This is a genomic window from Pseudomonas sp. R19M, from assembly GCF_050312585.1.
Lineage (GTDB): Bacteria > Pseudomonadota > Gammaproteobacteria > Pseudomonadales > Pseudomonadaceae > Aquipseudomonas > Aquipseudomonas palleroniana.
The window spans coordinates 1-9,215 of sequence record NZ_JBNPJV010000010.1 but is presented as its reverse complement, the minus strand read 5'-3'; the positions used below and the strand labels follow the sequence as shown (position 1 = coordinate 9,215).

General features: G+C 61.5%; 9 protein-coding genes. 6 read left to right on the top strand and 3 right to left on the bottom strand.

Going from position 1 to position 9,215, the window contains the following annotated elements:
* Positions 1 to 129: 129 nt before the first annotated feature.
* Together ACQRBT_RS01335 and ACQRBT_RS01330 are read right to left on the bottom strand one after the other, a co-directional pair.
* On the bottom strand, positions 130 to 1,062 hold the full coding sequence (locus ACQRBT_RS01335; RefSeq protein ID WP_412047193.1) for a proline iminopeptidase-family hydrolase: 933 nt from the start codon (positions 1,060 to 1,062) through the stop codon (positions 130 to 132).
* A gap of 94 nt (positions 1,063 to 1,156) precedes the next feature.
* Entirely contained in the window at positions 1,157 to 1,921 is a 765-nt protein-coding gene (locus tag ACQRBT_RS01330) for a LuxR family transcriptional regulator (RefSeq protein WP_104995858.1), read from the bottom strand.
* A gap of 183 nt (positions 1,922 to 2,104) precedes the next feature.
* On the opposite strand from ACQRBT_RS01330, the gene ACQRBT_RS01325 reads away from it, so the two are divergent.
* Genes ACQRBT_RS01325 through ACQRBT_RS01300 form a run of 6 tightly spaced genes read left to right on the top strand, consistent with a single transcriptional unit; the run spans position 2,105 to position 8,264 of the window.
* Positions 2,105 to 2,992, top strand: coding sequence for a proline iminopeptidase-family hydrolase (locus tag ACQRBT_RS01325; protein WP_412047192.1), 888 nt, complete (start codon positions 2,105 to 2,107; stop codon positions 2,990 to 2,992).
* Between the two features lie 3 nt (positions 2,993 to 2,995).
* Entirely contained in the window at positions 2,996 to 3,943 is a 948-nt protein-coding gene (locus ACQRBT_RS01320; RefSeq protein ID WP_090366104.1) for an ABC transporter permease, read from the top strand.
* A complete protein-coding gene (locus tag ACQRBT_RS01315; RefSeq protein WP_198761439.1) occupies positions 3,940 to 4,797 on the top strand; it encodes an ABC transporter permease in 858 nt (285 codons plus the stop codon). The genes ACQRBT_RS01320 and ACQRBT_RS01315 overlap by 4 nt, the downstream gene beginning before the upstream one ends.
* Positions 4,794 to 5,750, top strand: a complete 957-nt coding sequence (locus ACQRBT_RS01310; RefSeq protein WP_412047191.1) for an ABC transporter ATP-binding protein — start codon at positions 4,794 to 4,796, stop codon at positions 5,748 to 5,750. Before ACQRBT_RS01315 ends, ACQRBT_RS01310 begins: the two co-directional genes overlap by 4 nt.
* On the top strand, positions 5,747 to 6,733 hold the full coding sequence (locus tag ACQRBT_RS01305) for an ABC transporter ATP-binding protein (protein WP_411984520.1): 987 nt from the start codon (positions 5,747 to 5,749) through the stop codon (positions 6,731 to 6,733). The genes ACQRBT_RS01310 and ACQRBT_RS01305 overlap by 4 nt, the downstream gene beginning before the upstream one ends.
* A gap of 16 nt (positions 6,734 to 6,749) precedes the next feature.
* Positions 6,750 to 8,264, top strand: a complete 1,515-nt coding sequence (locus ACQRBT_RS01300) for an ABC transporter substrate-binding protein (protein ID WP_412047190.1) — start codon at positions 6,750 to 6,752, stop codon at positions 8,262 to 8,264.
* Between the two features lie 65 nt (positions 8,265 to 8,329).
* On the opposite strand, the gene ACQRBT_RS01295 is transcribed toward ACQRBT_RS01300, so the two are convergent.
* On the bottom strand, positions 8,330 to 9,070 hold the full coding sequence (locus ACQRBT_RS01295; RefSeq protein ID WP_411984522.1) for a YciK family oxidoreductase: 741 nt from the start codon (positions 9,068 to 9,070) through the stop codon (positions 8,330 to 8,332).
* Positions 9,071 to 9,215: the final 145 nt, after the last annotated feature.

The following is a 9,215-nucleotide window of genomic DNA, read 5'->3' as shown; positions in this document are numbered from 1 at the left end:
CCCTAAACCTTGCCGCTGCGGTGTTTCAGGAAGACAGCGGTGTTTGGTTTTGGGGCGGCTTTGCCACCCAGCGCGGGGCAAGCCCGCTCACTACAAGGGTGGGGCAAAGCCCGCTCCCACATTTGGATCTCAACTGGCTTTCAGTACGTCGTGCGGCACCGAACACGCCTCATCCAGGAACTTCACCACGGTCCCCATGCACGCCTGGCGTTCTTCCACATGGGGCATGTGGCTGGAATCTTCGAACAGTGCCCAGCGCACGTCCGCGATTTCATCCAGGAACGGCTTGACCACCAGCGGCGTGGCCTCGTCGTGCCGACCGGAGATCACCAGCGTCGGTACGTTGATCGCCGACAGGCGGCCGATCACGTTCCAGTCTTTCAAGCTGCCGATGACGTGAAACTCGGTCGGGCCGCTCATGGCGTGGTACACCGTCGGGTCTGAATCGACCTGGGCGAAGGTACGCGCCACTTCTTCCGGCCATGGGTTGACGCGGCATACGTGCTGGTCATAGAAAATCCGTGAAGCGGCTACGTATTCCGGGTCCTGGTAGCTGCCGGCCTGTTCATGCTTGAGCAGGGTTTCATGCACGCCTTCCGGCAACAATTTGCGCAGGCGGTTGGCCTCGCTGACCCAGGTACGCATGCAGGTCGGCGAGTTGGCCGGGATAAAGGCACGCAGGCCCTTGGGTTGCAAGATCGCGTGTTCGCTGCCGAGCATACCGCCCCAGGATTGGCCGAGAATCGCGTAGTTGTCGCTGATTTGCAGGTGGTCCAGCAGGTTGTTCAGTTCTTCGAGGAACAGGCTGATGGTCCAGAACGACGGGTCTTTGTCGGGCAAGTGGGTGGAGCGGCCATTGCCCAGTTGGTCGTAGTGAATGACCGCGTGGCCGCTGGCGGCGACGTCCTTGAAGGCGTCGACATAGTCATGGGTGCAACCAGGGCCGCCATGGATGACCACCAAGGGAGTGCGGCCGCTGCTCAGGTCGCCGGTGACGCGGTACCAGGTCTGGTAGGCGCCAAAGGTTGCATAGCCTTCGCGGACTTTGTCGATGAATTCCATTTCGTACCCTGCTGTGAAAAAAAGGATCAGGGACACGATAGTCTGCACGCAAAATTTAGGTAACTAGCAAAACAGATAGGTTTTTGCCGGCGGCTCAATCTTCGAGCAGGCGGTAATGGGTGGCGCGTACCACCGCCTGCACACGGTTCTTGGCCCCCAATTTGTGCATGGCTGAAGTCAGGTGCAGGGTGACCACCGCCAATGAGCGGCTCAGTTGCTTGGCGATCTCGGCGGCGGTCAAGCCGTCGGCGGCCCATTTCAGGCACTCGCGTTCACGCTTGGTCAAATGGATGTGCGGGTAGGTGCGTAGCTCCTTGCTGAACAGCGGGTAGGCCGCTTCCTGCAGGGCATGGGTAATCAGGCTGAAATCCGTCAGGGTTTGCTGGGCATCCTTCAGCACCGTGTGCGCCTTTCCGGTGCGCAGGCCGGTCAGGGAGGCAAAACCGCCACGGGGCAAATGAATAGGCACGCTGACCCCGCAGGTCAGTTGCTGTTCATGCAGGTAGGACGATACCGGCGCGTGGCAGGGGTCGATGATTTTCTGCAAGGCCGTCTCGGCTTTTGCCTCGTAGGACCAGACAAACGGCGACACCGTGCTCAGTGCCAGATGCTGCACCGGGTCAATCTGGTAAAACCCTTCGCTGCACCACAAGGCCTGCCAGTCGTTGGGCGTGTTGCGCAGTTGCAGCACCGAGGGGGTGATGAGCGTGCCATTGAGGTCGATGGGCACCGGGGTGTAGTCATACACCAGTGCATCGAAGCCCAATTGTTGGGCGAGGATGAAAGTGTTGTCCATCTGTTCATCCAGGCTCCTGCCCGGCATGAGGCGATTATTGAAGGCGGTCAGCTTGGCCAGCATCCGTTCTGCTCCCGAATTCATTTGAATCTCGACTTGCTGCAAGTAGAATGCCACGCCCCGGCGAAGGACTGCCAGGCCAAACCTATAAGAAATACCAGGTTATGGCCGCGTGGCATCCTCGGTAGTGTTGGCCTGATCAGCGGCCGCTACCCGCCAGGCCGATACAACACAAGGAATGTATGCATGTGGCGTGAAATTGCCCCCGACCAGCAGTACAACGTGCAAGTCGATGGCCATAACCTCGTGGCCTACAGCTTTGGGGACGGCGATGAGGTGCTCTTGTGTCTCAACGGCGGTCCCGGCTTGCCGTGTGATTACTTGCGCGACGCCCATGGCTGGCTCAAGGACCATAACCTGCGAGTGGTTGCATTCGACCAGCTTGGCACGGGCGCATCAGCCAGACCGACCGATGTTTCCCTGTGGGAAATCCGCCGTTATGTGGAAGAAGTCGAAACCGTGCGCCAAACCCTGGGCCTGGGCCGTGTGCACTTGCTGGGGCATTCCTGGGGCGGCTGGCTGGGCATCGAATACGCCATTCACTACCCCGATGCGCTGAAAAGCCTGATCCTGGAAAACACCGTCGGCGACATCCCGCACCTGTCCCTGGAGCTTGACCGCCTGCGCGGTGCCCTGGGCAGCGAAACCGTGGCCATGATGCAGCGCCACGAAGCCATGGGCACCCTCGAGCACCCGCAGTACCAGGCGGCAATCACCTTGCTCAACTACCGCCACGTGTGCCGCCTGGACGAATGGCCCGAGCCGGTCAAGCGCTCCCTCGGCGACTGGAACATGGGCCCGTACGAAACCATGCAAGGCCCCAACGAGTTCCTGTATATCGGCAATCTCAAGGACTGGAACCGCATCCCCGAGATGGCCGAGTTCAATATGCCGATATTGATCACCACCGGCCAGCATGACGAGCTGACCCCGGCCTGCGCGATGCGCATGAAGCAAGCCGCCAGGCACGCCGAGTTGCACGTTTTTCCCAACAGCAGCCATATGCCGTTTTATGAGGAGCCCCAAGCTTACTTCCCGGTGTTGCTGGACTTCCTCGCTCGCCACCGAGGCTGACGGATGAACCTGGCGCGCTATCGCTTTGTGCTCTCCCGGCCGCTGCAATTGCTGCCGGTGTTGTTCGGCATCAGCCTGATCACTTTCGTGCTGGTGCGTTCCATTCCCGGCGATCCGGCGCGGGCCTTGCTCGGCTCGCGCAGCACGCCGGATGCGCTGCTGAAAATTCGCGCCCAGTACGGTCTTGATCAGCCTCTGTGGCTGCAGTATTTCTACTTCCTCAAGAACCTGCTCAAGGGCGATCTCGGCCAGTCGTTGTTGTACAAGGTCGATGCCCTGAAGCTGATCGTCACCCGCATCGAACCGACTTTAGTACTAGTGCTGGGCAGCGTGGTGCTGGCGCTGCTGATTGCGCTGCCGCTGGCGACGCTGGCGGCACGCAATAAAGGCGGGTGGGTGGACAACCTGATCCGCGTGTTCACGACGGTCGGCCTGGGCATGCCGGCATTCTGGCTGGGCTTGATGTTGATCCTGTTGTTGAGTGTGCAGTGGGGCTTGTTCCCGGTGTCCGGCTATGGGCGGACCTGGCTGGATAAGGCTCACCATATGCTGCTGCCATGTCTGACCATCGCACTGGCGCTGTCGGCGGTGCTGGTACGCAACCTGCGGGCGAGCATGTTGATGGAGCTGCAGGCCGATCACGTCACCGCTGCACGCGCGCGTGGACTGTCGGAGGCGGCCGTGTTTCGCCGGCATGTGCTGCCCAATTCGCTGGTGCCGGCGGTCAACCTGCTGGCCGTCAACATCGGCTGGCTGATCAGCGGCACGGTGGTGATCGAGAGCCTGTTTGCGATTCCGGGCATTGGCCAATTGTTGGTGCGCGGGATCTTTACCCGCGACTACATGGTGGTGCAGGGCGTGGCTATGGTGCTGGCCTGTGCGACGGTGGTGGTCAACTTCCTTGCCGATGTGGTGACGGTGGCCCTCGACCCGCGAGTGAAGATGCAATGAGCAGTCGCCCACTGATCGCTCCGTGGCGCGTGCGCCTGCGTTTTGGTTTTCGCAATGGTCGGCTGACCGCGGCGTGGGGCCTGCTGATACTGTTCGGCTGGTTTGCCCTGGCACTGTGCGCACCCTGGGTTGCGCCGTATGACCCGATTGCGCAGCACACTGACCTCAGTTTGCTGGCGCCGAGCCTGGCCCATCCGTTCGGCACGGACAACTATGGCCGAGACATCCTTTCACGGGTGATCTGGGGCGCGCGCATCGACCTGCAACTGGCCATCGTCGGGGTAATTTTCCCATTCATGATCGGCACATTCATCGGCGCGGTTTCCGGCTATATCGGCGGGCGCTTCGACAGCTTTTGCATGCGCGTGATCGACGTGATCCTGGCATTCCCGTTCCTGGTGTTGATGCTGGCGATCATGGCCATTCTCGGCCCGGGCCTGAAGAGCTTCTATATCGCCATGGCGCTGGTGGGCTGGGTGTCGTATGCGCGGCTGATCCGCTCGCAGATCCTGGTACTCAAGGAAAGCGACTTTGCCTTGGCCGCCAAGAGCCTGGGCTTCGGCCATGGGCGCATCCTGTTCAGGCATCTGCTGCCCAACGCGATGTTCGGTTCGATCGTGTTTTCCATGTCTGACGCAGTGCTGGTGCTGCTCAACGGTGCCGCGGTGAGTTACCTGGGCCTGGGCGTGCAGCCGCCGACGGCTGAGTGGGGGACGATGGTGGCCGAAGGGCAAGCGTTTATCACCACCGCGTGGTGGATCTGCACCTTTCCGGGGTTGGCCATTGTGACGCTGGCCATGGGCTTCAGCCTGTTGGCCGATGGCGTGGCGCAAGTGTTGGGGGATCGCTCATGAGCCTGTTGCAGGTCAAGGATCTCAGCGTGATCGCGCATAACGCCGGGCGGGATGTCGCGCTGGTTGATCGCGTGTCTTTCGGTTTGGCTGAAGGCGAAGTCCTCGGCCTGGTGGGGGAGAGCGGTTCCGGCAAGACCCTGACGTGTCGCGGGCTGATGCGGTTGCTGCCGTCGCCCAGCCTGCGTGTGCAAGGCGGTAGCGTGCGCTTGGCCGGGCAGGACTTGTTGTCATTGGACGACGCCGGGATGCGTGCCGTACGGGGTGGCCAGTTGGGCATGATCTTCCAGAACCCCAGCAGCCACCTTGACCCCTTGATGCGTATCGGCGAGCAGATCGGCGAAGGCATCCGCTTGCATCAAGGCGCATCGAAAAAAGACGCCCGCGGGCAGGCGATCGAAGTGCTGCGTCAGGTGGGCATTCCCGATCCCCAGGCGCGGGTCGACAACTATCCTCACGAGTTTTCCGGCGGCATGCGCCAGCGCGCGATGATCGCCGTGGCGTTGGGCTGCAACCCGAAAGTACTGATTGCCGATGAGCCGACCACCGCTCTGGATGTGACGGTGCAGGCGCAAATCCTGCGCTTGTTGCTGGACCTGCGCGACCAGCGTGGCCTGTCGATCATCATGATCACCCATGACCTGGGCGTGGTGGCGCAGACCTGTGACTCCATTGCGGTGATGTATGCCGGGCGCCTGTGCGAGCACGGCAGCAAGTACGACTTGCTGGCCCGTCCGCAGCACCCTTATACCGCCGGCCTGATCGATTGCCAGCCGGCCCACAGCAGCGGCCACGCCTTGCTGCGCACCATCCCCGGCCAGCCGCCTTTGCTGGATGCATTGCCGGACGGTTGTCGCTTCAACCCGCGTTGCCCGCAGGTGGGCGCGTTGTGCTTCGAGCGGCTGCCCGAAGGCGCGCAAGTGGCGTGTCACTATCCGTTGGGAGGCCGTCCGTGAGCCTGTTGCAGATCAAGGATCTTGAGGTGCGCTTTGCCGCATCCGGTACGGGGTTGTTCGGCTTGAACCGGCAGTGGGTGAGGGCGGTCAACGGGGTTTCGCTGAACCTGGCCGCCGGCGAGACGCTGGGTTTGGTGGGCGAATCCGGCAGCGGAAAAAGCACCCTGGGGCGCGCGATCCTGCACCTCAACCCGATCAGTGCCGGCCAGGTATTGTTCGATGGCATCGACATGGCCCACGGCAGCGCCATTGACATTGCGCGCCTGCGCCATGAAACCGCGATGATCTTCCAGGACCCGTACGCCGCGCTGAACCCCCGCCACACGGTGGGCGAAACCCTTGCCGAAGTGCTGCGGGTACAGCGCAAAGTCGCACCGGCGGGGATTCCACGCCGCGTTGATGAGCTGCTCGATCTGGTCGGCCTGCGCCCCGAGCTGGCCAGCCGCAAGCCCGGCTCCCTCAGCGGCGGCCAGTGCCAGCGCGTCGGTATCGCCCGCGCCCTGGCGGTGGAGCCGCGCTTAATCATCGCCGATGAGTGCGTGGCGGCGTTGGATGTCTCGATCCAGGGCCAGATCATCAACCTGTTGCTGGAACTGCAGCAGCGCATGAACCTGGCGATCCTGTTTATCGCCCATGACTTGGCCATCGTGCGGCGCCTGTGCGACCGCGTGGCGGTGATGTACCTGGGCAAGATCGTCGAAGAAGGGCCGGTGGAAGCGGTATTCAGCGCGCCGCGCCATCCGTATACCGCGGCATTGATCGAGGCGATTCCCGAGATCGACCCGCATCGGCCAATGCCTGCGCAGCTTCTGCCGGGTGAGCCGCCCAGCCCGTTGAATTTACCGGCCGGTTGCGCCTTTCACCCGCGTTGCCGCCATGCCCGGACGGAGTGTTCCGTGGTGTTGCCGCCGACCCATTTCCTGCACGAGCATCGGTACAGTTGCGTGCTTGAACAGCCCTTGAACCTTTCCTGCCATTCATGAACAAGGAGTTATGGACATGCAATCCCGTCACTTGAAGTTGCTCGCCGCCGCTACGCTCACCGCGTGGTCCCTGACAGCCGGGTTGGCACACGCCGCTGGCGTGCTGACCATTGGCTGCCGTGAAGACAGCACCACGTTCGACCCGATCAAAAGCGCGCAAAACCGCGACACCTGGGTATTCGCCAACGTCTACGACACCCTGGTGCGGGTGGATAACCTGGGCACCAAGATGGAAACGGGGCTGGCCGAAAGCTGGGACATTTCCAAGGACGGCCTGACCTATACGTTCAAGCTGCGTGATGCGAAGTTCTCCGATGGCTCGTCAATCACCGCCGACGATGCCGCGTTCAGCCTGTTGCGTATCCGCGACAACAAAGCCTCGCTGTGGAGCGACCCGTTCAGCCTGATCAATACCGCCAAGGCAACGGACGCCAAGACCCTGGTGGTGACCCTGAAAACACCGGCCGTGGCTTTCCTCTCGCAACTGGCGTCGCCGACCGTCTCGATCCTGTCGGAAAAGGCCATGACCCAGATGGGCGAAGACGCCTACTCGGAAAAACCGGTGACCTCGGGCGCGTTTACCGTGGATGAGTGGCGCAAGGGCGATCGGGTGATCCTGAAGAAAAACCCGAACTTCTGGCAAGCCAAGAGCGTCAGCCTGGATGGCGTGGAATGGGTGTCCGTGACCGATGACAACACCCGTATGCGCATGGTGCAGAACAACGAGCTGGACACCGCGATCTTCGTGCCGTTTTCGCGGGTGGACGAGCTGAAAAAAGACCCGAACGTCGTGATCCACTCCGACCCGTCTACCCGTGAAGACCACCTGCTGATCAACCACGCCCACGGCCTGCTGGCCAAGCAGGAAGTGCGCGAGGCGCTGGACATGGCCATCGATAAGCAATCGTTGGTCAAGACCGCTACTTACGGTCAAGGCACCGTGGCCTATTCCTACATCCCGAAAGGCTCGCTGTACCACTACGCCAACAACCTGCAGCGCCCGTACGACCCGACGGCGGCCAAGAAGCTGTTGGAGCAGGCCGGCGCCAAGGACTTGAAGCTCAACTACGTGGTCAATGCCGGCAACGAAGCCGATGAGCAGATCGCGGTGATCATCAAGGACCAACTGGCCAAGGCCGGCGTGACCGCCAACCTGCAAAAGGTCGACCCGACCCAGAGCTGGCAGATGCTGGTGGACGGTGACTACGATCTCTCGGTGATGTACTGGACCAACGACATTCTCGACCCGGACCAGAAAACCACCTTCGTCCTGGGCCACGACACCAACCAGAACTACATGACCCGCTACAAGAACGACAAGGTCAAGGACCTGGTGGCGGCGGCACGTATCGAGGCGAACCCGGCCAAGCGTGAGCAGATGTATGTCGAACTGCAGAAGTTGGCGAAACAGGACGTCAACTGGATCGACCTGTACTACAGCCCGTACATCAACATCTCACGCAAGAATGTGAGCAACTTCCTGCAAAACCCGTTGGGCCGCTTCACCCTCGAGGAAGTGGTGAAGAACTAAACAACACCGCAAAAAAAATGTGGGAGGGGGACCCCCTCCCACATTTTGCTTTCCCGGCGTTTCAGTTACTGCGCATCGAACGCCTGGCCATTGATGCCGGCACTGTCCGGCCCCATCAGGTACAGGTACACCGGCATGATCTCTTCCGGTGCAGGCCGTTCCAACGGGTTCTCCCCCGGATACGCCTGGGCCCGCATACTCGTGCGCGTGCCGCCGGGGTTGATGCTGTTGGCGCGGACCGCGGCCACGTCTTCAAGCTCATCGGCCAGGGTTTGCATCAAGCCTTCAGTGGCGAATTTCGACACGCCATAAGCGCCCCAATACGCCCGCCCCTTGCGCCCGACACTGCTGGAGGTGAACACCACCGAGGCATCCTGGGACAGCTTGAGCAGCGGCAGCAGGGTGCTGGTCAGCATGAACATCGCATTGACGTTCACGTGCATCACCCGCATGAAGTTCTCGCCGGACAACTGCTCGATCGGCGTGCGTGGGCCGATGATCGAAGCGTTGTGCAGCAGGCCGTCGAGGTGGCCGAATTCCTTTTCGATCATGGCCGCCAGTTCATCGTATTGATGGGGCAGGGCGGTCTCCAGGTTGAACGGAATCACCACCGGCTGAGGCTGGCCTGCGGCTTCGATTTCGTCATACACCTGGGCCAGGTTGGCTTCGGTCTTGCCCAGCAGGAGCACGGTAGCGCCATGGGCGGCATAGGTTTTCGCCGCCGCCGCGCCGATCCCGCGACCGGCGCCGGTTACCAGGATGACCCGGCCTTTGAGCAGGTCCGGTCGTGCAGAGTAATCAAACATAAACAACCTCGACAAAAGTTAACTGGCTGCCAACGCCGATCCCCTGTGGAAGGGGCTTGGTGGGAGGGGCGGTGCGACGATTCGACTTGCTCCCGATGGCGGCGGTCCAGTCAATGAATGTGTTGAATGACACACTGCAATCGGG